We start from the raw sequence: 25112 nt of genomic DNA on the forward strand, positions 1-25112 counted from the left end.
CTCGGCGTAATTGCCGCTGACGCTTCATTTTTGCGCAGATAAACAACGTTATAAATTTTATTAAGATTGCTAGAAAAGCTCCTCTGTACATCCGCTGGAAGCTATGGGGCAACAAGATGTTGGTCACACTGCTATTGCTACATTATGCGGCTTTTTTTGACGTGTTCCCCTATTTCAGTCTGCGTTTGAATACAAGCTAAAAAACAAAACAAATATTCATCTCTCCCTCTCGAGGAAGGAGTTTTCTGTACCTGATGCTTCGCTTTCGGCACAAAAAATGTTTGCCGAATCAAGATAAAGTAAAAAGGCCAATATTATCCTAGGCACAAAAATGCCTATGAACAATACAAGCCTCTAGTTTGCTAGTCAGCCACTTATTTAATTCTTAGTAATATAATAAGAATAATAAATAATTTAGTATATTCTGTCAACACTAAATTTGCTACTTCTTAAAGCACAACAAAAAACCAGCTGCCGATTTTGAATCTGGCAACTGGTTGATTAATTTATGTTCTTACCAAGGTCTACGATACCGCGGACGTGGTCTATAATATGGACCCGGCGGATATGGACGATAGTTTGGATAATATGGATTGTATGGATATTGATTAAATTGAGAGCCAAGAAAACTCCCTAAAAACCCACCAAAAAACGGTGCGCCAAATGGCCAAAGAAAACCTCCAAATCCTCCTCCTGGGTAACCTCCGAAATTACGCATATGCTACCTCCCCTTTTTACTCTATCCTATGAAGGAAGATACTTCTATCATATGTATAATGCCTAATCTATCGGGATTAGTGCTTAAATCACAAAAAATCAGCGAGAACAGACTCCCGCTGATTGACATGCTAAATTATTTTTCTTCCCCTAGACGTTGGACAAAATTAGCAAGCGTACGTACCATAACCCCTGTACCACCTTTAGGCCCTAAATCATGTATAGCTACTGCATCGGATGTACCAGCAATATCTAGGTGAATCCATGATGTATCACCAACAAATTCGCCTACAAAGCCTCCACCGAAAATCATATGACCATCACGACCAGGAGAGTTATTTAAATCAGCCACATCTGATTTACGAATTCGTTTTTTATCATTCTCTGTTAAAGGCATACGCCAAACAAACTCATCTGTCTCTTTTGCTGCTCCCATAAATGCTTCAAAAAATTCATCATCATTTGAAAGTGCACCAGTTTTATCCATACCAAGCGCAGTAATTACGCCTCCAGTTAAAGTAGCAACATCAATGAGCGATGTAGCTCCCTGCTGTTTCGCATATGTAGTCGCATCTGCCAGAACTAAACGTCCTTCTGCATCAGTATTTAAGACCTCAACTGTTTTCCCACTATACGTCGTAATCACATCGTCTGGCTTAAAGGCTGTGTCAGACACCATATTATCTGTTGAACCGATTACGGCTACAACATTTTTATTTGGACGTAATTCGCCGATAATTTTCATGGCACCAAGTACAGCAGCTGCACCGCCCATATCACCTTTCATACCCACCATCGAGTCTTTTGGTTTTAAAGAATAACCACCTGTATCATACGTTACACCTTTACCCACCAGGCCAATTGGATCTTCAAAATCTTCAGTCGCTTTATATTTTAATGTGATTAATCGAGGTTCTTCATAAGAGCCTTGGTTAACACTTAAAATACCGCCCATACCTAGTTCTTCTAATTCGGCTTTACCTAAAATCTCTACCTCAAAATTGTATTCTACTGCAAGAGATTGTGCATAATTAGCTAAATCCGTTGCTGTTAGTAAATTCGGTGGTAAATTAATTAAGCTACGTGCTTCATTCACAGCATCCGCATAAATCACACCTACTTCAAAGCTAGCCACAACTTCATCTAAATCCTCTGATGTTGTCACAAGATGAACAGCATCGATGCGTTTATCTACTTCATTTGAAGTTGTTTTGTAATGAGGAATAGAATAATAGCCAAGACCTGTTCCTTCTCCTGCTAAAAACGCAACATCTGCCACTGTGATTGATTCTGTTGTAAATGATTCCAGCCAAATGGAATACTCTTTCACTTTTAAAGCTTTTAATTCTTTCCCTACTAAGCCAAATGCTGCTCTAATATCACCTTCTGTTAGGTTTTTACGCTCATCCAAGCCTACAAACAAAATACGTTTTAGGTTGGCATGGCCTTTCACAAATGGTAATTTTGTTAGTTTTTTTAATTCAGTTGACACATCGCCAGCACTAATCCACAAATCAAGGGATTCACCGTAAAAAGATGAAAAACTTGCCCAGTCCTGCATTTGTTCACGATGTTTTGTGACGCCCACCACCAATAGTTCAGTAGAAATTGTTTCAAATGTTTTTGCTTCTTTTACAATATTCATGCAAATTCCTCCATTTCATTTACTATTATAACGAAGTTTCTGAAAAGCGCGTAATATTTGCCTATATCTTCTTTTAGAAAATAATGAATGTTATAATAAAAGCAATTATTTGCGAAGGTTGTGATGAATTTGAGTTTACTTCAAAATACCCCACTACTAATTGCCCTCTTTGCGGTTCTCTTTGCACAGTTTGTTAAAATCCCCATCCATTTTTTAATGACCAGACAAGTGAAGTGGAGTCTCTTTACTTCAACAGGCGGTATGCCTAGCTCTCACTCCGCTTCGGTCACTGGACTGGCAACTTCTATTGCTTATGAGACTGGTTTGGCATCTCCTATTTTTGCGGTAGCCGCTATGTTTTCCATTATCGTTATGTACGACGCGAGTGGTGTTCGCTATCAGGCAGGGCAACATGCTGCTGTATTAAATCAATTGCGCAAGGATTTCCAAACATTACTCCATGATGTAAAAAAATGGCCTCAAATGGATGGGCAAGAGAAAATGGAGGAATTAAAAACATTATTAGGTCATAAACGAAGCGAGGTATTTTTCGGGGCTCTCACTGGTATTTTTATCGCTATCATAACCTACGAGTTTTTCATATGATACACGCAGACACACCCCCTATATGGAGGCTGTGTTTTTTTGATATAAAAAAAGTATTCTTCCTTCAATTGAAAGAAGAATACTTTGTAAGTTAAAACATTCGATATCCATTTTTTCGTAAATAAATCATCACAATACCTGCGACTATAGAGCCCGCAAAGCCACCTGATAAAATAGCAATATCTACAAACTGAAGTGCCTGTAATTTATCCATTAACGCTGGAAATGCAGAACCTGGCTTAAAAATATAATCTAAAAAGCTAACTTCATCAACAATAAAGATTACAACAATTGGATACACAATCGCCATTAACCATGTCATACGTAACAGCATATTTAATAAGAATCCGATACCAAAGAACATGACGAAAAATAACAAAATAGAAATGATTAACTGTACTAATGAAACTGGACCATCCATGTATGTATAACCTCCGTTTTCCTCTCATTAGTTTACATGATTACGACAACGCTTTCAATGAACATATCCTCGTTTTCGCTTGTTCGACATAATTAGGAAAATCATTTTTCTATTTTCAGAAGTTGATCTTGGGTATTCCTTTGCTTTCCGCGGGTAAACTTCCTCCTATCGCGGGTATTACCGCATTAAAAAACTATTGAAGACAAATGCTAATCTTCAATAGTATCTTCTATTACTTTATGAAGCTGATTGAGCTAACAAAAACTTGGGTGATTTCCAAAGCTGTGCCCACTTTTTAAAGGCTGTGATGACGATTAATAAACCAAGCATCAGCATTATGACTGATAATATACCATTTAACATATTGAAGCCTGCAGCCGCTGGATTCCAATACACATTTTTAATCATCCAATAGCCTGCAACATTGACAGTAACGTATAGATAAGTCAATGGAATAAAGCATGTCAATGCATAGATTCGCTTATCTGCAACCTTCAATACCATGGTAACGCCACATACTAAGCCAATGGCTGCCATCAGCTGATTGGATACACCAAATAATACCCAAATGGAACTAATGTCTCCTGAATACAATAGATAGCCCCACATAAAGCAAGCAAGTGCACTGGCAAAAATAGTACCTGGTACCCAGTTGGTACGCTTCAACGGCTTATAAACATTCCCACCAAAGTCTTGAATTAAATAGCGTGCTACCCGTGTACCCGCATCAATTGCTGTTAGAATGAAAACAGCCTCAAACATAATCACAAATTGATAGAAATACGAAGATAATTCTGCGAACCAAGGAATACCTGTAAAGATATCCGTCATTCCAACAGCTAATGTTACAGCACCACCTGTCCTTCCTTCTAAATCCATGCCAATACTTTGTGATAATGCTTGTAAATGAACAGGCTCCATTCCTAATGTAGCAAACACTGCTGGTGCTGAGTTAATCGCAAAATAGTCTGCAGGATGAAGTGCTGTAGCCGCAATTAAGGCCATTACACCTACTAAAGACTCTACTAGCATTGCGCCAAAGCCTACGATACGGATATCTTCCCAACGATCAATCATTTTAGGCGTAGTTCCTGACCCTACAAAAGCATGGAAACCTGAAATGGCACCACAAGCAATTGTAATGGACACAAATGGCCAAACAGGACCTGCAATAACTGGCCCACCACCATGAATAAACTCTGTCAATGGAGGGAATTGAATAGCAGGGTTGACGAAGAAAACGCCAATAATTAATGCAATGAAGACGCCAATTTTCATGAAACTACTTAAATAATCACGCGGAGCCAATAACAACCATACAGGTAAGGCTGCTGCGAAAAAGGCGTAAATCGGTAAGATAATTGCTAATGTATCACGATCAAATGTTAAAAAATCTCCAAATGCTGTGCCTTGAATAAACGGTCCTACAAATACCCCAATCATTAATAAAATAAAACCTACTGTTGACGTAACAATTAAATTGCCTGTTTTTCGATAAGCGATACCCACAAGCATAGCAATTGGAATTGTAATCCCTACCGCAAATGTTCCCCATGGGTTGCGTTCTAATGCACCTAACACCACCATCGATAGACCTGCCATTGTAATCGTAATAATAAATAGCATCGCAAGGCCTGTACAGAATCCAGCAATAGGACCGAGTTCCTCTTTCATAACTTCGGATAATGACTTACCACCATGACGCATGGAAGCAAATAACACAACAGCATCATGGACAGCCCCACCAATCACTGCTCCTATTAGCAGCCATAGGAGCCCAGGTAAATAACCAAATTGTGCAGCCAAAATCGGTCCAACTAAAGGCCCTGCTGCGGCAATTGCTGCAAAATGATGCCCAAATGTTACCCATTTATTCGTTGGAACATAGTCTTTACCATCTTCCAGAGCGTGGGCTGGCGTGGGCGTATCATCTTTTATTTTTAGCACCTTTTTAGTGAAGAAAATGCCATATAAACGATAGCTGATCATCAATATACAAATAGAACCTATCACGATTGTAATCGCATTCATGCAAACACCCCTTTTACTTTTTTCACATCATAGCAAAGGAATGTCCTCATTATTCCGCAATAGACTGAAATGTCAGAATCTTAAGCTGAAAGGTAGTATTCTTCTGTTGAAATGCAACTATTTAGAGAGATCAAAAATTTTTCGTACATCCTTCATATACAATCTACTGACAGGAATCGAATGTCTGTTGTACAATATTAAATTATATTTTGAACTACTCCAAGGCTCTAGTTCCACGATATGCTCTAAATTGACAATGAACGCGCGATGGACACGCACAAAACCTTTTAAAATTAGCTTCTTTTCTAACGCTGCCAATGACTCAGAAGCAAAAAATCTTCCTTGCTCTGTCACAACAACCGTTTTACTTTCTTCAGATGTACAATATAAAATGTCCTGAGTTTTTATTAACAAAATTCGATCATTTACATAAACCGTTAATTTATCGAGCTTGTCCAACTGTGAGACCTTCATTTCTTCTATTGTTTTTGCCTGTGCAGCTCTTTTTTTAGCTAATAATTTTTCAACAGCATTTTGTACTCGCAGTGCATCAAAAGGTTTCAAAATATAATCAAATGCATTGACTTCAAATGCCTGTAATGCATATTCATCATAGGCTGTAGCAAAAATAATTTCTGGTCTCTGTGCATTCAGTATGAGTTGCTTAGCTAAATCAAGTCCATTGTGCATTCCTAACTCAATATCTAAAAATACACAATCGATCTCTTCAAACTGTGATTCTTTATAAAACTCCACTAGATTCTCAGATTCACCACAAACATTTACTAATGCTATTTGTTCTAATAAATAACGCAGCTCAGCGCGTGCCAACGGTTCATCATCCACGATAAATACATTCAATTTTACCTACTCCCATCTTGTCGCCTTTAACGGCAGTTGAATCATAATTTTTGTTCCTACATCTAACGTACTGGCTATATGAAAATCAGCCTCTACGCCGTATATTTCATGAATACGCTGATAAATATTCCATAAGGCCGTCCCTGTTCCTTGCTCCGATTGCATAATACGTTTGCCAAGTTGTTTCACCTGTTCTTTTCGCATACCACAGCCATTATCTTCCGTTAACAGCACTAGTTTATCGTTCACCCTTTGTACTTTGACATAAATTTTGCCTTCCTTGCGATTTTTAAAGGCATGATAAATGGCATTTTCGACAAGAGGCTGCAAGGTAAATGGAGGAATCTGCACATCAAATAGTGATTCATCTAAGATAAACTCAACTTCATAACGATTTGGAAACCTCGTTTGTTCAATTGATAAATAGGCTTCAACGTGATCAATTTCATTTTTTAATGGAATCAGCATTTGCCGAGCACCTTGCAAATTGCTTCTAAAAAATGTACTAAGTTTAATCAATAAAGCTCTCGCCGCATCTGCATCTGTTCGAATCAAGCTTGAAATGGTGTTAAGACTATTAAAGAAGAAATGAGGATGAACTTGTGCCTGTAATGCTTTAATTTCAGCATCCTTTAATAATTTACGCTGTTGTTCAATTTCAGCATACTCAAGCTGTGAGGAGAATAGTCTACTTAAACCCTCCGCGAGCTCCTTCTTCACCCCTGTTAAGGAACCTTCTTTGGTGAAATAAAGCTTCAAGCTTCCTACTGTGCGATGCTGCACTTTTAAAGGCAAAACAATTGCCGCACTTAAGGGGCAACCATCGTGCAGACAATGGATTTCCTTTGCAGATGTAGCCATTAGAATTTTGCCTTCCTTTAATACTCGTTTTGTCAAAGCCGTCATGATTTGGCGATGAATTAAATGATGATCCTCACCAACCCCAACATGAGCCAAGACGCCATTTTTATCGGTAATGGCAACTGCATCTACTTTTATTTCTCGTTTAATAATTTCTGCAACCGTTTGGCAAGATTCTTCATTCAAGCCCTTCCGAAAATGCTCAATTGTTTGTTGGGCAATTGAAAAGGCTTGATGCGTTTGTAATGCCTTTGTTCGTTCTTCTTCATCAATAAACGTTTTAATAATCATGAAAAATAAAAATATCCCAAAGGCATTCATCATGATCATCGGCATCGCAATTAACGATACTAACTGCAAAGCTTGCTCAAATGGCTTCGCGACTACTAAAATCACGATCATCTGTACCGTTTCTGCACAAATTCCAATCACTACAGCTTTTTTATAGGAAAATGTCTGACGTATTTTAAATCGTTTACTTAAACTACCTGTGATAAAGCCCGCTAAAATGGTGGAAATACCACAGGCTATTGCAGTAAAGCCCCCAAGTGTAATGCGGTGAATACCAGCAATAATTCCCACACAGACGCCGACAAGCGGTCCACCAAAAATACCTGCAATGGCAACACCAATTAACCTCGTATTGGCAATAGCCTCCTCTGCATTGATGGTACTATGTATCATCTGATTTAAAGGATGTATTGAACCGCTTTCAATTTTAATACCTGTATAACTACTGATAATACATAAGCCACTAAAGATAAGAATCAGCCATATTTTCTCCTGACTTCCTTGCTCCTGAAACAGCTTCTCTCGAAAGAGACGCCATCTTGACATTAAAAAGGCAAACACAATGATCAGCCCAACTCGCTCTAACATAAATAAAAATAGCTCCATCACAGGTCCCCTCCTGAAGGCTTGTCATTTTTTAAAGAATAAGCGATAAGAGGTATAACCAAAAATATCCCCAGGATTTATCCCTTCTATTGCTTCTAATTGATGTTTTTCGAATTGATTGGATGCCATTTCCCTCAGCATTACAGATGTCGTTTCATCTTGTGCCAGCTCCTGAGGATACAACCATTTGGCTTCTAATATTTCTTTTTCCTGAATGCATACTTGCTGCTGCTCAACTAGCATACGACAATAAAAAATGGCCATATTATCACTTATGTCGTCACGAATGACACCCGTTCTAAATCCAATTAAGCCAGATACTCTACAATCGATCCCTGTTTCTTCTTTTATTTCACGAATGACTGCCTCGTCCACTGTTTCACCTGCATTGACAAACCCTGCTGGCAATGACCAGCGTCCCTTAAGACCGCTATAAGCCTTTTTCACAACTAACCATTGTCCAAGTTCATTGACCGTAACACCTGATACACCCAACCATATTTTCCCTCGATCTTTTTTCATAACTCTCACCTCTATCTAACTATTATACCTGCTTGCTTTCAATGGAAAGAAGCTTTTATTCAGAATTTTAAGACCAATTTATAAATACGTATGTAACCCTCATTTGTAAATATGTTACACTTTTCATAACGAATACGTTCTGTTTAGGAGGAGATCTTATATTAAATACACTATCAGTGTGAGCAAAGTACCTTATAGCAGCACTTATATTAGCAATATTAACTCCTTTTCTAGCCTTTTTTATGCCCTTAACCATATCGCATTCATTCTATTTTCATAGAGATAATGTCGTATTGATTACACCTCCTAGCAACTTTATTATGCTGTTAATAGCCTTAGGATTGACGGTCTTAGCTTTGATTGTACTTGGATTAAAAAGAAATCCATACATCTACGCCATTTCGTGTGTAATCATCTTAAGCAGTATCGTATTAGGTTATTATTCTTTTTTAAGCTATAGCGCCATACAAAAGGAACAAATCGTTTTTCAACATTATCACCATCAAACTATTTATAAATGGCAAGATATAAATGAGGTTATATATGAATACGAAATAGGTACGGTGGGAACGTATTATTTTCAAACGACAAACAATGAACAATTTGTAATAGAAGAAAACGGCCAATTTGGTCTTAATGAAAAGAGGGCCATTTATCAGCTAGCCATTTTAAATGGGACAAAGTTTATTGAGCGTGAAAAGTCTGATTAGCTCATTGGATTTTAATAATTTTTCCATTTTAGAAACTTCTATTACCATAATTACTGAGTTTTAAGAATAATAAGAAGGGAGGAATAGCTATGGTGAAAAGACGTTATCTACATAGAAATGATTGGGATCGAATTATTAAGAGATCTTACAGAGAAAAAGAACTAAATGACGAACAATTTGTAGGTTATATTTCATTAATTCAAATACATAAGGTATCACAACCATTAATTACAAAACACTTAAATAGAGAAATATGTATTGTTGATAATAATTATTCGTGGTTACAACAATTACCATTAAATGAGTGTTTCGCCATTACTACTATGTTTAATAGTGAAGGTGAAATTATTCAATGGTATATTGATATTACTAATGAAAATGGGATTGAAAACAACATGCCTTATATGGATGATTTATTTTTAGATTTAATTGTCTTTCCCACTGGTGAAATAATTCAAAAAGATAAAGAAGAGTTGGAGGAAGCCTTAAAAAATAAATGGATTACCGAACAACAATACGTTCTTGCTTACAAAACTTTCAATAAAGTGTTGGAAGAGATTCAGAATGGCAATTTCAAATACCTTTCTATGAGTTTACAACATCGCAGCTACTTAATATAGACTGACAATATTAACATGACAACTGTTCACAGCTTGCCCCCCAATCATTATGTTGTTTCGAACAAATTGATGGAAAACTAGTATTCACTAATGAGGGAGATTAAGATGATCATTAAAATGACTCAATCAAATATGAAGGATTTTAATAAATCAAACGACGGTTTCATCGTGTCGGGAAGGATTGTACCGACATATGAAAATAATGTTTGGTCATACGCAGAGGAAATATTTTCTGAGCCTTACTTCAAGAAATATGATGATGATGAAATTGATCTTAGTTATATAGAAGAAGACGAGAAAGCTGTATTTTTTTATTACGTTGAAAATAACTGCGTTGGGCACATTAAGATGTGCACTAATTGGAATGGATATGCACTTATTGAAAACATTGCTGTTGCAAAAGATTATAGAAAAAATGGCGTGGGCACAGCCTTACTAAATAAAGCAATGGAGTGGGCAAGAGAAAGGGACTGCTGTGGTCTTATGCTTGAAACACAAGATATCAATGTTTCAGCTTGTTATTTTTATGCAAAAAATCACTTTGTAATAGGTGCAGTTGATACGATGCTTTATTCAAACTTCCAAACAGCGAATGAAAAAGCGATTTTTTGGTATTATAAATTTTAGATCACCGAGATGCCCTGTTTAGTTATACAAAAGGGCTTTCGTTTTAGATTTTTATGCTTTTAGACATAGTAAAAGCCCCTTCAATTTGTTGTTTTCACAACATACAAATCAAAAAGGCTTGTTATCTACAATGCTAAATACATCATTTTAGGGTTATGTTTACACATTTTAAGGTTTGTGTACACATCAATTTCTGCTGTTATTCACAACCCTACTTCAACATTTAGACAATTTATTTTTATTCACAAACCTCAGGCGTACCTTCACGTTTTGCTGTTTTGAAAGACGTACCGCAGCCACATGATGCAATGGCATTTGGATTATCTATTGTGAAGCCACCGCCCATTAGCGATTGTTTATAGTCAATTTTTGTTCCCATCAAAATCGGCGCATCTTCACGGGAAACAAGAATTGATAAACCATGCTGTACATCTTCAAAGTCATCCTCTTTTTTCTCTGTATCAAAATGCATGCCATAGGATAGGCCGCTACAGCCGCCACCGTTCACCACTACACGTAAAAAAGAATTTTGTTCTTCATTATGCTCCATCATTTCATTAATATGAAAGCCAGCAGCTTGTGTAATTTCAATTACTTGCTTTGTACTTGTCATCCCAATCACCTTCCTTCTTATGTATTATCATATCAATTTTGACCATTGTATGACAAACATTCAGCTTCAAGTCGATTTTTAGTCATAATTCTTATAGTTTTCACATAATCAGTATTTTTTATTCATGTTTATAAATACTCTATTGGTATAATAGTTACAACGACTTCTTTCCAGGGGGTAATATATATGGAGATTTCACCATATTATGAAAAAAATATTCAATGTTTGAATTGCAAACAAGAATTTCCAACATTAAAAGTACGCTCAAAATTTATTAAAGTAGATCATACAGAAACTGATTTTCAACCTATTTATGCGGATGATGTGAATGCTCTTTATTACAATGTCTTTGTTTGCGAGCATTGCGGATTTTCCTTTACGGAAGACTTTACAAAATACTTTGCACCAGGAATTCAAGATGAAATTCGCATTCAAATTACTGAAAAATGGGTGCACCATGATTTCAAGGGTGAACGTACTGTATTTCAAGCAATTCAAGCCTATAAGCTTGCTTTTCTTTGTGGCACAATCAAAAAAGAAAAAAATGTCGCGATTGCTGGATTAGCTTTACGTCTTGCATGGCTCTATCGTTCTTTGAACAATAGTGGGCAAGAAGAGCGATTTATAAAATTAGCACGTGATAACTATATGGAATCTTACTCAACTGAGGATTATAGCTCCACACAAATGACAGCTGTCCGTATTATGTACATGATTGCTGAATTATCCAGACGCATTGGAGATATTGAAAATGCCACACGCTTCTTTTCAAGGGTCATTGAAAAACAAAGTGCTGGTGGCGAAGCGAAGATTATTGATATGGCAAAAGAACAGTGGGCTATTATACGTGAAGAAAAAGAACATGCACGCCATGTGTAGCGTGTAGCTAATAAGAAAAGTTCTAGCTGTCTATTCAGCTAGAACTTTTTATGATGACTTAGAATACTTGCTCTACTTCCACAATTCCTGGTACTTCTTCTAATAAAGCACGTTCAATACCAGCTTTCAATGTAATCGTAGAACTTGGGCAACTGCCACAAGCACCTAATAAACGCAATTTAACAACGCCATCCTCAATATCTACTAATTCACAGTCTCCACCGTCACGTAGTAAGAATGGACGTAATTTATCTAATACCTCTTGAACTTGATCATTAATTGTTGCTTCTGCCATTTATCTCGACTCCTTTCCTTATAATGATTATAATGTTAGCAACAGAAAAAATCCAATATTGAATCACAAGGAGAGAAAATATGATGCAACCAACAAAACCTATGATTGAAATTTATGGAACAGCTGTAATCTGTGCTAGCTGTGTCAATGCTCCATCTTCCAAGGATACATATGAATGGCTTCAAGCAGCCATCGATCGCAAATATCCAAATCAACAATATGCTATTCGATATGTCGATATTGAAGGTCCAATTGAGAATGAACGTGACCAACAATATGCGACACGTATTCAAGAAGATGAGTTTTTCTACCCTCTTGTCCTCGTTAATAATGAGGTCGTTGGTGAAGGCTATGTGCAATTAAAGCCTGTATTTACAGCGCTTGAAAATTTAGGCTTTGTTCCAGATGAAACCGTCTAAACAAAGCCAGGGGATTGTTTCAATGATTTTGAAACAATCCCTTTCATTTAGATAATCAGTCTAATTAATCATTTTGACGCTTGTAATACCATAATAATCCTGATTTCATTAAGCGCGCGATGCGTCCTGTTACTGTTGTGTCTGCTAAATACACAAAGCCTTGTTTTTTACCAAGAGCCCCCATGAAGCCTTTTAATTTAATATCCGGCATCTTCTCTGGTAAATGTTCACCTTTCCAACGCATACGAAGAACTTTGACAATTTGCTCTGCTTGTTCCTCCGCTAGTTGCGCAGTTGGAGGGAAATCTGATGAAGCACAATCCCCTACTACATATAAATGTTCATCGTCAAGTACATTAAAATACTGTGTGACAAGTGGACGGTCATGTTTATCCTTCTCAACATCCATATCACGAACGATTTTAACTGGCTGTACACCAGCAGTCCATACAACCGCATCGAGTAAAATTTCGTCTTCATGATTGAAGATTTTACCTGGTTCGACCTTTGTAATATTTGAATTAGCAATAACATCAACATTATGTTTAACGAACCAGTCTTTTACATACTTACTCAGTTTTTCAGGAAAATCTTTTAGAATACGTTGACCACGGTCAAATAACTTTATTTTTAAATCTGATCTACTTTCACGTAGCTCACTTGCAAGCTCAATTCCACTTAAGCCAGCCCCTACAATACCAACTGTAGACCCAGCAGGTAAACCACAAAGTGCTTGGAATGTTGCACGTGATTGTCCCATTGTTTGAATGCTGTATGTGTGCTCTGCTGCACCTGGTACACCGTGATATTTATCTTCACAGCCTAGACCAATGACTAAATCATCATATTCAATACGTTGCCCATCTTCTAGAATGACTACTTTTTCCGCACGATTAATTTCAACTACTTCTCCATATATAGCCGTTAATCGTTCATGCTCTGGGAAGCTTACACGAATTTCTTTATCTGTTGCAGTTCCTGCTGCTAATGCATAAAATTCTGTTTTTAAACTATGGAAAGGGGCTCTATCTACTATAACTACCTCTCTGTCTAATGGTAAGCTATTTAATAGACGAAGCATGACACGCATATTGCCATAGCCGCCACCTAAAAGTACTAATTTTCCCATAATAGTCTCCTTTTATATCTCTTTTAATAATTGTTCACAAAGTATCCACAAACGAGTATAACTGATTGTGAGAAGTTTCACAATATCAGAATGAAATTTTGTGAAAGATTTCACAAAATAAAAGAGAAGTTGTTCATTTCGATTGATTTTAACGCATTTAATAACGTTTTTCCCTTTATCATGAATAAAAAAACAGTTCTTTCCCTTAAACTTAAATCATTGACGAAAATCGTAAAACCGAGTAGCATTACTTTGGTGAGGTGACATGGATGAATCCAATGGTTGAATTTTGTATTAGTAATTTAGCAAATGGCTCTCAAGCAACTTATGAAGTACTCGAACGCGATCCGAACATCGACGTTTTGGAATATGGCTGCCTCAGTTATTGTACAAAGTGCTCTGAATCTTTTTATGCAATTGTAAATGGTGAATTAGTTGAAGCTGATTCTCCTGATGCATTAACAAAAGCCATTTATCATTTTATTGAAGAAAATCCTTTATGGTAGTTTTCTTAAAATACCTATATGAATAAATTTTGAACAAATAAAAAGGATGTTATGCTTAAAATCAGCATAAACATCCTTTTATTACTTTAAAACATCCAATACATATGTAGGCTGATAGTCTTTCTCTAGTACAACCTTTGTGGGCGTTACACCAGTATTAACATGAATCGTATCACAGCCAAAATTAATTCCACACATAATGTCAGTATCATAATTATCACCGATCATCACCATGTCTTCTTTAGCAATACCATGTTCAGCAGCTATCACTTCCAGCATGGCTGGTGATGGCTTACCTATATATATTGGCTCAACATCTGCAACCTCTCCTACTAAGCGAGCAAAAGAACCATTGCCCGGTAAGAAACCGTATTCTGTTGGGAATTTAATATCCTGATTAGTAGCAATAAAGGTTGCCCCTTTTTGAACAAAAATCGTAGCTCTGGCAAGTGCCATATAATCAAGAGTTCGATCAATCCCCATGACAAATACATCTGGCTCATCCTCAACAGGCACAATATTTTCGTTGAGTAATGCCTGACGAATACCATCTGTACCCATCATGGCTACTTTTTTGCCTGTGAAATTTAGTGCCACATACTTCGCTGTTACCAATGCACTTGAATAAATATGCTCTAATGGCGCGTTCACACCAATAGATAGTAAAGCTCCTTGCAGTTGTTCTCGCGTCTTCGAAGAATTATTCGTTACATAGAATGGCTCGATTCCTGCTTGCTGTAAACGATGAATAAAAGCAACTGCAGAAGGAATTCCTTCCTTCCCACGGTAGACAGTGCCATCTAAATCAAAGCAATAAGCCTTATATTGTTTCATTGGTGATCCTCAGGCAAAAATGCAGAAACTGGCCCTAATTCATTGGTTAAATAATTATGAACTGCTGGTGGGAATTGCTTTAAAGCTGATAAATTGTCTGTTAATACATTGATAACCTCTTGGATATCTACATTTATAAACTCACGTACAAGCATTTTACGCAAGCCAACAACTGCTTTATATGGTGCCTCCATTTCAGCAGCTACAACTTTTTCGTCGACTAATATATCAATAATATCCTCGTAGCTTCCTGGATCGCGCATAATGAAACCGTCAATCATTAAATTTCCTACATCCATCATTGACTCCATAATGTTGTGTCCAATTCGCTCGATAGCTAATTTCTTTATATCATTTTGTAGCCAGTTATCCTCTGTCTCCAAAATTGTTAATAGCTCATCTAAGTACTGTAAATTTTTTGTGATTTTATTACGATCTACAAAATACACAAGGAAAGCCCCCATTCAAATCATTAAAAGTTGATAGTCTTTTCTCTTCTATAGTACCATAACTATAGGACTGGAAGGAGATTAAAAGATGGAACGTTTTTTTTTATATGATGATGTAGAAGATACAAAAACACGCTTTGTTAGTTTTGCAGGAAATAAGTTACGTTATGATTTAGCTATTTTACAATCAGGTCGCTTCTTTGGAAAGGTGCTTGTAATGGATATCCAATTTGGCCGCTTTGCTATTATCGGCCCTGATGATGTAGAGGAGCCTGGTTACTTAGAACATGTGTACAATCGCACAGAGGAAGAAACAATAGAACTACGAGAATATTTGCGAGAATTATTGAACTAACACCCTTTCTATCGGGTGTTTTTTTTATGACATCCGCCTTAGGGGTTTATCTTGATGCAGCAAAAAACAACATTTGCTGCAATCAAGATAAAAAAATCCCGCTAGCCTGTAGGCACTTGCGAAATCTTTTTACATATTGTTATTTATTTAAAGTGGATGGATTATCTTTATTATGTGGCTTGTCTTTATTTTCATTATCATTTTGCTTTTTCGCTTGCTGATTTTGACCAATAACTCCTAAATCATCAACACTAATATCAAAACCATATCCATATTCCTCTCGATCTAATGGCTTTTTATTGCGCTTTTCCTTTGCCAAACTCATCACCTCCAATCATAAATTATCCTTTTTTAAATGATTTATACTTCCTTTTTCGCAATACTATGAAGCTGTAGCATCCTTAATAATCCATTGCGCAGCACTTATTAAATCTGGAAAGATGGCATCTGCCAATGGGTCTTGTTCACCTAAAAACACACCTTTTGTTCCTGCTTGTTTTCCAGCGATAATATCTGTGTCCGTATCGCCGACCATATAGGATTTTGATAAATCGATGTTATATTTTTCACCTAAATCCACAATTAATTTACTATTGGGCTTTCGGCAAGCACAGCCTGACTTTGGTTTATGTGGGCAATAAACAACTTCATGAATTGTTGCCCCCTTTTTCTTCAGCTCCTTCACCATATGTTCGTGTATTTTTTGCAAACCACTTTCCTTCATAAAGCCTAAACCGACACCACCTTGATTTGTCACGACAAAAACATAATCAAAATGCTTATTTAATTTCCTGATAGCTTCAGGTACTTGTGGTAAAAAATACAGGTCCTTCGGCTTATTAACAAATTTCACACGACTCGTTAGTACTTCATTGATCACACCGTCACGGTCTAAAAATACGGCTCTTTTCATTTGCAACACACCCTTGATAAGCTGTTTTGTGCTTTAGTTTTCCCAAAATACTTAAAAGAAAACAATGACAAAGAAAAAACCTGATGCCTATCACATCAGGTTTTACTTATTTATTCTGCTAAAGATTCATTGTCTGTTGGCTTTGGTACCTCATTAGTATCCAACACTTCTGGCTGTTTCATTACTTTACCTGTTTTACGTAGTACAAAATAAGCACAGCCAAAATTACAATACTCGTATAGGTAATCTTGAAGCGTACTTATTTTCGTATCAAAAGTTGATTTTTGATTTTTATCATCGAAAAAGCCCTTTAGACGTAATTGATTATAGCCCCAATCACCTACAACATAATCGTATCTGGCTAAGATATCTGAATACCTTTCTTGAAAAACTTCTTCCTGAAAGGCTTCTCGATAATCTTTTATTAGTTCATATTCTAATCCTTCAACTATGATCAAAGTGACACCACCTTTTTCGTTCAGCCTTGACGTTTAGATTTCTGCTTGTAATTGACGTTCTTTCGTTGCTGCATTTACTTGTTCGTCTGCATGATAACTACTACGTACAAGTGGGCCAGCTTCACAATGCTTGAAGCCTTTCTCCATGGCAATTTTACGCAGTTTACCAAATTCTATTGGTGAATAATATTTTTTAACTGATAAATGCTTTTTCGTTGGTTGTAAATATTGACCAATTGTCATAATATCTACATTATTTGCACGTAAATCATCCATTACTTCTAAAATTTCTTCGTGTGTTTCGCCTAAACCAATCATTAAAGATGATTTAGTTGGAATTTCTGGTTGCATTTCTTTAGCTAAACGAAGGAACTCTAAAGAGCGCTCGTATTTTGCACGAGCACGAACTCTTGGTGTTAAACGACGTACCGTTTCAATATTATGATTTAAAATATCTGGTTTCGCATCCATCAACATTTGAAGGTTCTCCTGCATACCACCTAAATCTGATGGTAATACCTCAACAGATGTAAACGGACTTTTACGGCGAATGGCACGAACTGTTTCTGCTAAAACTTGCGCACCGCCATCCTTTAAATCGTCACGTGCTACCATTGTAATAACAACGTGCTTCAAGTTCATAATTGCTACTGAATCTGCTACGCGTTCTGGTTCTGCTAAATCCAGTTCATTTGGTAAACCTGTTTTAACGGCACAGAAACGACAGGCACGTGTACAAACAGAGCCAAGAATCATCATTGTAGCAGTCCGTCTCTCTCCCCAGCATTCATGGATATTTGGACAGCGAGCCTCTTCACATACTGTATGCAGATTTTTCTCACGCATCAGCTTTTTAAGCCCTTTATATTCATCATTCGTGTTTAGTTTTATTTTTAGCCAGTCTGGCTTTCTTACATGTTCTTCTTTACTTGTAGGTTTACAAGATGTCATACGAATATCGCCCCTATCAAAAATGTACATTTTTTAATATTAACTATCTTCACTGTTGTCAATGTAACATATTAAATGAACTCCAACAACTATCACAACAACATTTCTATTTGAAAGGGACAGGTATTTCAATGGAAGGTTGAGGGGCATCAGTGCTATTTGTGTAAATGTTCGGAACGGGACCTCTTGTTAAGCCCATTGCTACTGGGATATCCTGTGCAACGGTTGAAGATTTACTTGCAAATGGGACAATAATCTGGACATTTACCTCTAAATGAATGCCTACTTCCACATAAGCACTGTTGATCCCGAATTCCTGAATGGACGACGTCACATTACTATGAACATTACCAATCACATGAAATCGAATCGGAATCTTTGGCCCTAAGTTTCCTAGCAAGGGTATATTGGCTGCTTGACCCAGCGGAACAAAGAAAACAATACCATCTCCTTCTTGAATTCTATTTATATCATATTCAACATTTTCTAATTCAGGTAAATGTGATAGTTCTCCTTGTTCAGCTTGCTCTAAATACATTTTGACAAGCTCTAATGTCTCTGCTCGAACACGATTAATAATTTCAGTATTAAATTTAGTCGTCATCATTTCAGATGTCCCTGGAGGAATATCTTCAATAATATCATTCACATCTAACACATTGGAAGTACGCGAATTAATAGCTTTACTCACAACGTATGATGCAATCTTAGTGGTTTGTACTTCAGCGTATTGCAAATAGGTTGGCATGAGCCGTTCATTTAAAAAATAAATAAATAATATAAGGCAAAAAACCGTACCAACAATTAAAATCGTTAATCGATTAAGACGCATTCCCCTTCTACTATATGAGCGTAATTTCATTCTTTTTCGAGGGAAAAACAAAAAAATCTCCTCCTGTTCCATAACGTATGAACAGGAGGAGCAATTTATTCTACTTTTGCAGGAACCACATAATCCGTCTCAACATTTTCAATTATAACCTCTGGATAGTCCACTAAATTGATTTCGTATGTAGCTGTGAGCAATTGATCTTGTTCCTCAAAAATACGAATCCACGGCATTGCCGCATCCATTGTATTTTGTCTTGATACAATACCACGTCGTCCATCCGATAATTTTAAAATAACACCATTAGGATAATGGACAACAGCTCTTTTTAAAGCTTTTACAATATGTGCATCATAAAGCGTACCAGATCCCGCTTCTACAATGGCTAGTCCTTGTGAAGGTAGCATCTTTTCACGGTAAACACGATTTGTGGTAACAGCGTCAAACACATCTGCAACGCCAATAATCTTGGCAAATGGATGAATTTCAAAATCAACAAGCCCTCTTGGATAACCACTTCCATCAATGCGCTCGTGATGCTGAAAAGCGCAGTGAGCCACAAGCAATGAGATGGAATGTAAATTCCGCAATAAATCGAAGCCATGGCGAGCATGCATTTTCATTGCCTCATACTCATCATTTGTTAAGCGACCTGGCTTTGTTAGAATATCTTTTGGTACCATTAATTTGCCAACATCGTGTAATAATGCACCAATCCCTATTAAGCGTAAATCTTCAGCTGAATAGCCAAGTTCTTTGGCAATCGCAATTGAATACAATGTCACTTGGAAGGAGTGTTGATATAAATACTCATCAAATAAATAAGCATCCGTTAGAATCGTCAAAATTTCATCATTTCCCGTTACTGCGGAAAGTAGTTCATCTACAATGGAGACAATTGTCTTTGATTGCTGATCTAATATATAAGACGCATTTACTGGATTTAAACCATCCATTGATTGGAATGAATCTTTTATGGTTGAGATTACTTTATTGCGCATAGCAGGTGGAACTGTCTCTTCTACTTCTATACCTTCAGAAATTTCATCGTCAATATATAAATAATGTGTATTTAATTGTTGAAGTCTTTGAATAATACGGTCATTAATGACAACATCTTTCTTTAAAAGCGGATGACCTGCCTCATTCCAAATGGTTCTTCCTAATACCATTCCTTCTTTTAATACATCGATTGAAATTAATCGCATGACTTCTTCCCCAATCCATTCTTTAAACTCTCTCTATTGCTTAAAGAATCTTTGACCATAATCTATCATAATGTTTCGTAAAAATTCAGGTAAAATATATTGCTTTTTTGCATATTTAAAACTTGGATAAAAATAACCAAAAGTAAATAAATCTAACGTTACAAGTTTATAAATGTGATCATTATCTGCTAATTTTCCATTAATCAGTAATTGTCGATTTTCATTCATTGAAAATCCATATGTCAATATTTTTCCAAAAATAACGCCTCTAAACCCTAATCCTTTTAACTCGATATAAGGCCACTCTTCATTTTTGGATTGTATATAAATCTCTTTCATTTCAGCAACAGATAATTCAATTGTACATAAATTAATAGGATGGGGAAAAATTCGATGCAAATCAAGTGCAGTCACAGTTCCCTTAGGTAGACCATCTAAAAATATCCCTGCATTGAATAATGCACAGTCAGCACCACTTTTTTCCAAAATAGCATTTGCAAATAAATCTGATAGCTGTGAGTAATGGAACCATTCCTTATTGTAGGATTTTTTCGTTGTAAATACTGGGGTATTCAGTATTCTATTACCTTCATCCTCCCAAAACTGTACAATTTCCTGTTCGTTTTTAACAATTGGCAAATCCTTATTATGAATTAAAGTATCCTTTTTTTCAACAATTTTCCTCATATTTTTATCGTATTCTATAACAAGATGTCCTGTATATTGTCCAAATTTCCCTCCACCTGTCAGCAAAACACCATTAATGCGTTTACCATTTGGAAAGACATGATGTGTATGAGAGCCGAATATAACATCAATTTCTGGACATTCTTCAGCTAAGAGCTCATCTTCTGTGATGCCTAAATGTGATAGGCACACTACAATGTCTACTTCATCACGTAGTTGATGGGCTAGACGAAGGAGCGTGCTACGTGCCTCGTCCATCTGCCAATTTAACTCTTGATAGTACACTTCAAACATGGCTGTTGCAGCTATTACCCCTACCTTCGTACCTGTTACTGTTGTTAAAACAACGGAAGGCTTCATCCAAGCTGGTTTCTCCCCGTGAGAGGCATAGACATTCGCAACCACAACATCAAATTTTGCTTCATCATATAAATGGAAGAGCTCCTTATGGGACAATGTAATGCCTTCATTGTTACCGATTGTGACAACGTCGTAACCCGCCTCGTTTAGTAACTGTACATTGCCTTTGCCAACTGTCGCCTCTGTATAAATATTAGAACGGTCTAAATGATCCCCAACATCAAACAAATAGCTCGTTTCCCCTATTTTCGCCAGATTGTTACGTATCACTTTCACATAGCTTTGCATTCGTGGCCAATACTTAAAATGACTATGCAAATCATTCGTGTGAAAAATATGGATTCTTTCAAGCATAAAAGCCACCTCATTTCAATTAGCTACATTAATTAAGCCAGTATGCCTTCAATGATGGAACGAATTCCTAATAATAATAAAATAATTCGAAGGGCGAATACAAGCGTATCTGATTTAATTCTTTTATTTAACGCTGCGCCCAATTTTGCTCCAATATACGCCCCTGGAATAACAGGTATTGTGTAAAGCCACGGAACATGACCGAAGTAAACATGACTCGCAGAATTGACAATGGACGTTAAAAATACCATAAACATCGATGTTGCCACAGCGACATGCGGAGGAAATAAAAACAGAATAATCATTGCTGGTACAATCATGGAGCCACCACCGATGCCAAACAGCCCTGAGGCAAAGCCAATGCCAAATGTTAATGCAATAGCAAACCAAATGGGATAACCATACACAAAGGTTTTACCCTCAGAATCAGTAAACTCCTGTTGCATACCATTTTTCACGAACCATTTTACAGGTTTCAATTTTTCACGGACAAGTAAAATAATCGATAAAATAATAAGGAGAATACCAAAATATAAATTGAATGATGGTAAATCTAACCCTTTATTTACCCAAGCACCAAGGATTGTTCCTGGAATGCTCCCAATAAAAAAGATAAAGCCACTTTTATAATCCACCGTTTTGGATTTCATATAGCTTAATGTCGAGGCAAGTCCTGTAAAAATCATCATAACAACCGATAAACCAACTACTTTTTGTGGTGTGATGTCTGGAATCATTCCTAGATTTAAACCGATATATAAAGTTGCTGGTACTAAAACAACGCCACCACCTAGCCCAACTAACGAGCCAATTAGACCAGCAAATAATGCGATAATTACCAAAAAAATAAATTCCATTATAGTTCTCCTTCAAACATGTTTAATTGTTTAGGTGCTAATCCAACATCTTGAATCTTCAAAATGCCTTGTAACTCCTTTGCGTTTTTCGCTGCATGATTACCTGAATTATTATTAAATAACACGAAGAGTTCATCGACCTCTGTTTCGAGCTTTAGCATGCTCTGTCCCAGTTGTTGTAATTCTTCTTTATTATAATCATATAAAAAGCGAACTTTCCGCCAATTTTCTGCATTCCCTGTATTGCGCCAACCATGTATATTGCGACCATGTATACGGACAAGTGCCTTATCGGCAGTCACTACAGGGTAGAAGGGAACTGACCCAACACCAGCCTGTGGTTCATCACAAATCGTATGGATTAATTGATGTTCTCGTAAAAAATCCATCGTCTGCTGTACTACTTTTTCTGCGTACCATGTTTGATTTCGAAACTCAATAGCTACTTCAAAATCCTTAAGTTGTTGTCGGATATACAATAAGTATTGAACATTTTTTCCCTGACAATCAAACCATGGTGGGAATTGTGCTAATATCATGGCTAGCTTTCCATAACGTTTGAATTCATTGGCACATTCGATAAAAGCATTGAACATGTCATTTTTTGATTCAAAAGGAATATCACCACGTAAATGTCCAGTCATGCCTTGATAGGCTTTCACGACAAAACGAAAATTTTCTGGTGTATCCTCACACCATTTACGAACATTCTCCTTAGATGGTATAGCGTAAAAAGAAGTATCGACTTCAACTGTTAAAAAATGACCTGTATAATCGAATAATTTATTCTTTGAGGTAGTCACGCCACTATAAAGTGAAGGGTGATCGCCCCAACCAGTTAATCCAACTACAATCATGTGACATCCTCCTCTATGACCTAATCATAGCACACAGTATCACACTACAAATAACCATCATGTAAAAATTATAGCTTTCTTTCTCTTCTATTATGTACCTACTTTTTTATGGGAACTACAGGGTTCATCATAAAAAGAAAAAGCATAAGTCCATATATCATTGAACTCATGCTACTTAAACTTTATTTAGCAAGATTTTCTTGAATAGCTTCTAAAAACTTAATTCGGCTGTATGCTGGGCCGCCTTCCATTAACGGGTCTAGCACATTGACAAACACTTGGTCATTTTTAAAAGCATTAATATTTTGGATGATTGGATTCTTTTTAAAGTCTTCTAAAGCATTTGGAGCATCCGCATTTTCATCTGTCGAAAACTGAACAAATAAATAATCAGGGTTCATATCTGCAAGTTGTTCCACAGAAATAGCTTCTTGTGATTTTGCTTTTGCAACCTCATCAGGAACTTCTAAACCAAGCTCTCCATATAATACAGCATTTAAAAATACTTCTTTTGGATAAACATAAGCTTGTCCGCCTCGAATACGTATAGCCGCTACTTTTTTACCTTGCAAGTTTTCTGTTAAAGAAGATTTAGCAGCTTCAATATCAGCCTTATATGTAGACAGTATCTTCTCAGCATCTGCTTGCTTGCCAGTTAATTCTGCTACTAAATTCAAATTAGATTCCCAGTTCGTAGAAATATGTGACACTAAAATCGTAGGGGCAATTTTCTCTAATTTACTTTGTACTTCTTCTGGAAACTTTGTTGAACCTAATATCACATCTGGATCTAGCTCTAGTATTTTTTCAAAGTTTGGTTTGATTTTCTCACCAATTGATTCTGCTTTGTCTGTGACTGAAGCATATAGCTCAGGGAACTTACCACCAATAGCAATAGCTCCTACTGGATGAACATCAAGAACGACCATATCCTCCATTGCTTCCATAGCACCTGTTACAACAATTCTTTCGGCCTTTTCTGGCACTTCGTAGCTCTCACCAAGATATTGAATTGTTCTCGTACCATTGTCATCTGTAGCTTTATCTGATGTTTGTGTTGCTTCTTCTTTAGTAGAATCTGTGGATGGTTCTTCTTGTGCTGCCTTTTTCTCGCCACATGCAGTAAGGATCAGCATAAATAATGCTATTAAACTAATAAATAGAAATTTCTTTTTCATGACAATAATCTCCTTTGAATTGTTATGATTATGACAAATAGCTATGGCATTTGGCATATTGAAGTACTAAACATGTTGTAACATTATCAGCTCCTAGTTCACTAATTGATATTGATTCTCATTATCATTTTAGTATGTATTCTTTCAAAAATCCAGTACTATTTCAATATATTATGAAATTAATTCTCAATTAGATTTTTATATAGACATTAAAAGTACAAAAAACCCTTGCTCCAAACCTAGTTGTGACAAGGGTAAGATATAATTAACTGAAACCCTCCATCTCGAATTTGGTAAATGAATGGTTTTAAAGTGTATTCTATCTATTGAAGCAACTCAATCAAATCAACCTTTATAACTTGTATACTTATACTTTTAAATGCCATCAGCAAGAAAAGCGGTATCCAAAATAGTACTATCAGACACCCATTGAGGTGTAATTTAGTTTTATCCTTATAAATAA

Annotated in this window: 30 protein-coding genes; 8 read left to right on the top strand and 22 right to left on the bottom strand. The window is 36.5% G+C overall.

Annotated features, from left to right (window positions below):
* Nucleotides 1-514 precede the first annotated feature (514 nt).
* Nucleotides 515-718, bottom strand: a complete 204-nt coding sequence (locus tag GJU32_RS00160; RefSeq protein ID WP_155589946.1) for a uroporphyrin-III methyltransferase — start codon at nt 716-718, stop codon at nt 515-517.
* Between the two features lie 135 nt (nt 719-853).
* Nucleotides 854-2362 carry a leucyl aminopeptidase gene (locus tag GJU32_RS00165; protein ID WP_155589947.1) on the bottom strand — a complete coding sequence of 503 codons (1509 nt, stop codon included), beginning with the start codon at nt 2360-2362 and terminating at the stop codon, nt 854-856.
* A 123-nt stretch (nt 2363-2485) separates the two neighbouring features.
* On the opposite strand from GJU32_RS00165, the gene GJU32_RS00170 reads away from it, so the two are divergent.
* Complete coding sequence (locus GJU32_RS00170) at nt 2486-2968, top strand: divergent PAP2 family protein (RefSeq protein WP_155589948.1); 483 nt, start codon at nt 2486-2488, stop codon at nt 2966-2968.
* A gap of 91 nt (nt 2969-3059) precedes the next feature.
* Here the strand turns inward: GJU32_RS00170 and GJU32_RS00175 are convergent, their stop codons facing one another.
* From GJU32_RS00175 to GJU32_RS00195, 5 genes are all read right to left on the bottom strand, one after another.
* A complete protein-coding gene (locus tag GJU32_RS00175) occupies nt 3060-3389 on the bottom strand; it encodes a YuiB family protein (RefSeq protein ID WP_155589949.1) in 330 nt (109 codons plus the stop codon).
* A 237-nt stretch (nt 3390-3626) separates the two neighbouring features.
* Nucleotides 3627-5420 (bottom strand): carbon starvation CstA family protein, encoded by a 1794-nt coding sequence (locus GJU32_RS00180; RefSeq protein WP_155589950.1) that lies wholly within the window; start codon nt 5418-5420, stop codon nt 3627-3629.
* Between the two features lie 117 nt (nt 5421-5537).
* A complete protein-coding gene (locus tag GJU32_RS00185) occupies nt 5538-6281 on the bottom strand; it encodes a LytR/AlgR family response regulator transcription factor (protein ID WP_155589951.1) in 744 nt (247 codons plus the stop codon).
* Nucleotides 6282-6287: 6 nt separating this feature from the next.
* On the bottom strand, nt 6288-8039 hold the full coding sequence (locus GJU32_RS00190) for a sensor histidine kinase (RefSeq protein WP_155589952.1): 1752 nt from the start codon (nt 8037-8039) through the stop codon (nt 6288-6290).
* Between the two features lie 24 nt (nt 8040-8063).
* Complete coding sequence (locus tag GJU32_RS00195) at nt 8064-8561, bottom strand: NUDIX hydrolase (RefSeq protein WP_155589953.1); 498 nt, start codon at nt 8559-8561, stop codon at nt 8064-8066.
* A gap of 320 nt (nt 8562-8881) precedes the next feature.
* Between GJU32_RS00195 and GJU32_RS00200 the strand changes: the two genes are divergently transcribed.
* The 3 genes from GJU32_RS00200 to GJU32_RS00210 all read left to right on the top strand — a co-directional run bounded on the left by GJU32_RS00200 (nt 8882) and on the right by GJU32_RS00210 (nt 10518).
* Nucleotides 8882-9271: a hypothetical protein gene (locus tag GJU32_RS00200; RefSeq protein ID WP_230874880.1), complete on the top strand. Its 390-nt coding sequence runs from the start codon at nt 8882-8884 to the stop codon at nt 9269-9271.
* Nucleotides 9272-9360: 89 nt separating this feature from the next.
* A complete protein-coding gene (locus GJU32_RS00205) occupies nt 9361-9891 on the top strand; it encodes a ribonuclease FAU-1 family protein (RefSeq protein ID WP_155589954.1) in 531 nt (176 codons plus the stop codon).
* A 105-nt stretch (nt 9892-9996) separates the two neighbouring features.
* Nucleotides 9997-10518 carry a GNAT family N-acetyltransferase gene (locus GJU32_RS00210; RefSeq protein ID WP_155589955.1) on the top strand — a complete coding sequence of 174 codons (522 nt, stop codon included), beginning with the start codon at nt 9997-9999 and terminating at the stop codon, nt 10516-10518.
* Nucleotides 10519-10756: 238 nt separating this feature from the next.
* On the opposite strand, the gene GJU32_RS00215 is transcribed toward GJU32_RS00210, so the two are convergent.
* Nucleotides 10757-11131 carry a HesB/IscA family protein gene (locus GJU32_RS00215; RefSeq protein WP_155589956.1) on the bottom strand — a complete coding sequence of 125 codons (375 nt, stop codon included), beginning with the start codon at nt 11129-11131 and terminating at the stop codon, nt 10757-10759.
* A 186-nt stretch (nt 11132-11317) separates the two neighbouring features.
* On the opposite strand from GJU32_RS00215, the gene GJU32_RS00220 reads away from it, so the two are divergent.
* Nucleotides 11318-12010, top strand: coding sequence for a DUF2225 domain-containing protein (locus GJU32_RS00220; RefSeq protein WP_155589957.1), 693 nt, complete (start codon nt 11318-11320; stop codon nt 12008-12010).
* Nucleotides 12011-12068: 58 nt separating this feature from the next.
* On the opposite strand, the gene GJU32_RS00225 is transcribed toward GJU32_RS00220, so the two are convergent.
* A complete protein-coding gene (locus GJU32_RS00225) occupies nt 12069-12305 on the bottom strand; it encodes a NifU family protein (protein WP_155589958.1) in 237 nt (78 codons plus the stop codon).
* A gap of 83 nt (nt 12306-12388) precedes the next feature.
* Between GJU32_RS00225 and GJU32_RS00230 the strand changes: the two genes are divergently transcribed.
* Complete coding sequence (locus tag GJU32_RS00230; RefSeq protein WP_155590686.1) at nt 12389-12724, top strand: YuzD family protein; 336 nt, start codon at nt 12389-12391, stop codon at nt 12722-12724.
* A gap of 64 nt (nt 12725-12788) precedes the next feature.
* On the opposite strand, the gene GJU32_RS00235 is transcribed toward GJU32_RS00230, so the two are convergent.
* The gene (locus GJU32_RS00235; protein WP_155589959.1) at nt 12789-13853 is read right to left on the bottom strand and encodes an NAD(P)/FAD-dependent oxidoreductase; all 1065 of its coding nucleotides are present in this window, start codon (nt 13851-13853) and stop codon (nt 12789-12791) included.
* A gap of 269 nt (nt 13854-14122) precedes the next feature.
* Here GJU32_RS00235 and GJU32_RS00240 point away from each other — a divergent pair, with 269 nt between their 5' ends.
* Nucleotides 14123-14359: a YuzB family protein gene (locus GJU32_RS00240; protein ID WP_155589960.1), complete on the top strand. Its 237-nt coding sequence runs from the start codon at nt 14123-14125 to the stop codon at nt 14357-14359.
* 81 nt (nt 14360-14440) lie between these two features.
* Here the strand turns inward: GJU32_RS00240 and GJU32_RS00245 are convergent, their stop codons facing one another.
* Both GJU32_RS00245 and GJU32_RS00250 read right to left on the bottom strand, forming a co-directional pair.
* Nucleotides 14441-15193, bottom strand: a complete 753-nt coding sequence (locus GJU32_RS00245; protein WP_155589961.1) for a TIGR01457 family HAD-type hydrolase — start codon at nt 15191-15193, stop codon at nt 14441-14443.
* Nucleotides 15190-15642 carry a DUF86 domain-containing protein gene (locus GJU32_RS00250; RefSeq protein ID WP_155589962.1) on the bottom strand — a complete coding sequence of 151 codons (453 nt, stop codon included), beginning with the start codon at nt 15640-15642 and terminating at the stop codon, nt 15190-15192. Before GJU32_RS00250 ends, GJU32_RS00245 begins: the two co-directional genes overlap by 4 nt.
* 88 nt (nt 15643-15730) lie before the next feature.
* On the opposite strand from GJU32_RS00250, the gene GJU32_RS00255 reads away from it, so the two are divergent.
* Complete coding sequence (locus GJU32_RS00255) at nt 15731-15997, top strand: DUF3055 domain-containing protein (RefSeq protein ID WP_155589963.1); 267 nt, start codon at nt 15731-15733, stop codon at nt 15995-15997.
* Nucleotides 15998-16136: 139 nt separating this feature from the next.
* Here the strand turns inward: GJU32_RS00255 and GJU32_RS00260 are convergent, their stop codons facing one another.
* From GJU32_RS00260 to GJU32_RS00305, 10 genes are all read right to left on the bottom strand, one after another.
* Complete coding sequence (locus tag GJU32_RS00260; RefSeq protein ID WP_196426545.1) at nt 16137-16322, bottom strand: hypothetical protein; 186 nt, start codon at nt 16320-16322, stop codon at nt 16137-16139.
* Between the two features lie 57 nt (nt 16323-16379).
* The gene (locus tag GJU32_RS00265) at nt 16380-16910 is read right to left on the bottom strand and encodes a D-glycero-alpha-D-manno-heptose-1,7-bisphosphate 7-phosphatase (RefSeq protein ID WP_155589965.1); all 531 of its coding nucleotides are present in this window, start codon (nt 16908-16910) and stop codon (nt 16380-16382) included.
* A gap of 110 nt (nt 16911-17020) precedes the next feature.
* Nucleotides 17021-17368: a YutD family protein gene (locus GJU32_RS00270; RefSeq protein WP_155589966.1), complete on the bottom strand. Its 348-nt coding sequence runs from the start codon at nt 17366-17368 to the stop codon at nt 17021-17023.
* Between the two features lie 33 nt (nt 17369-17401).
* The gene (lipA, locus tag GJU32_RS00275) at nt 17402-18319 is read right to left on the bottom strand and encodes a lipoyl synthase (protein ID WP_155589967.1); all 918 of its coding nucleotides are present in this window, start codon (nt 18317-18319) and stop codon (nt 17402-17404) included.
* Between the two features lie 106 nt (nt 18320-18425).
* A complete protein-coding gene (gene yunB / locus GJU32_RS00280; RefSeq protein ID WP_155589968.1) occupies nt 18426-19223 on the bottom strand; it encodes a sporulation protein YunB in 798 nt (265 codons plus the stop codon).
* 23 nt (nt 19224-19246) lie between these two features.
* Complete coding sequence (locus GJU32_RS00285) at nt 19247-20356, bottom strand: HD-GYP domain-containing protein (protein ID WP_155589969.1); 1110 nt, start codon at nt 20354-20356, stop codon at nt 19247-19249.
* A gap of 33 nt (nt 20357-20389) precedes the next feature.
* Nucleotides 20390-21757, bottom strand: coding sequence for a bifunctional metallophosphatase/5'-nucleotidase (locus tag GJU32_RS00290; protein ID WP_155589970.1), 1368 nt, complete (start codon nt 21755-21757; stop codon nt 20390-20392).
* Nucleotides 21758-21789: 32 nt separating this feature from the next.
* On the bottom strand, nt 21790-22614 hold the full coding sequence (locus tag GJU32_RS00295) for a sulfite exporter TauE/SafE family protein (protein WP_155589971.1): 825 nt from the start codon (nt 22612-22614) through the stop codon (nt 21790-21792).
* The gene (locus GJU32_RS00300) at nt 22614-23471 is read right to left on the bottom strand and encodes a DUF72 domain-containing protein (RefSeq protein WP_155589972.1); all 858 of its coding nucleotides are present in this window, start codon (nt 23469-23471) and stop codon (nt 22614-22616) included. Before GJU32_RS00300 ends, GJU32_RS00295 begins: the two co-directional genes overlap by 1 nt.
* A 182-nt stretch (nt 23472-23653) precedes the next feature.
* Entirely contained in the window at nt 23654-24649 is a 996-nt protein-coding gene (locus GJU32_RS00305; RefSeq protein WP_155589973.1) for an ABC transporter substrate-binding protein, read from the bottom strand.
* Nucleotides 24650-25112 lie beyond the last annotated feature (463 nt).

It is taken from the genome of Lysinibacillus cavernae, assembly GCF_009724685.1.
GTDB lineage: Bacteria > Bacillota > Bacilli > Bacillales_A > Planococcaceae > Lysinibacillus > Lysinibacillus cavernae.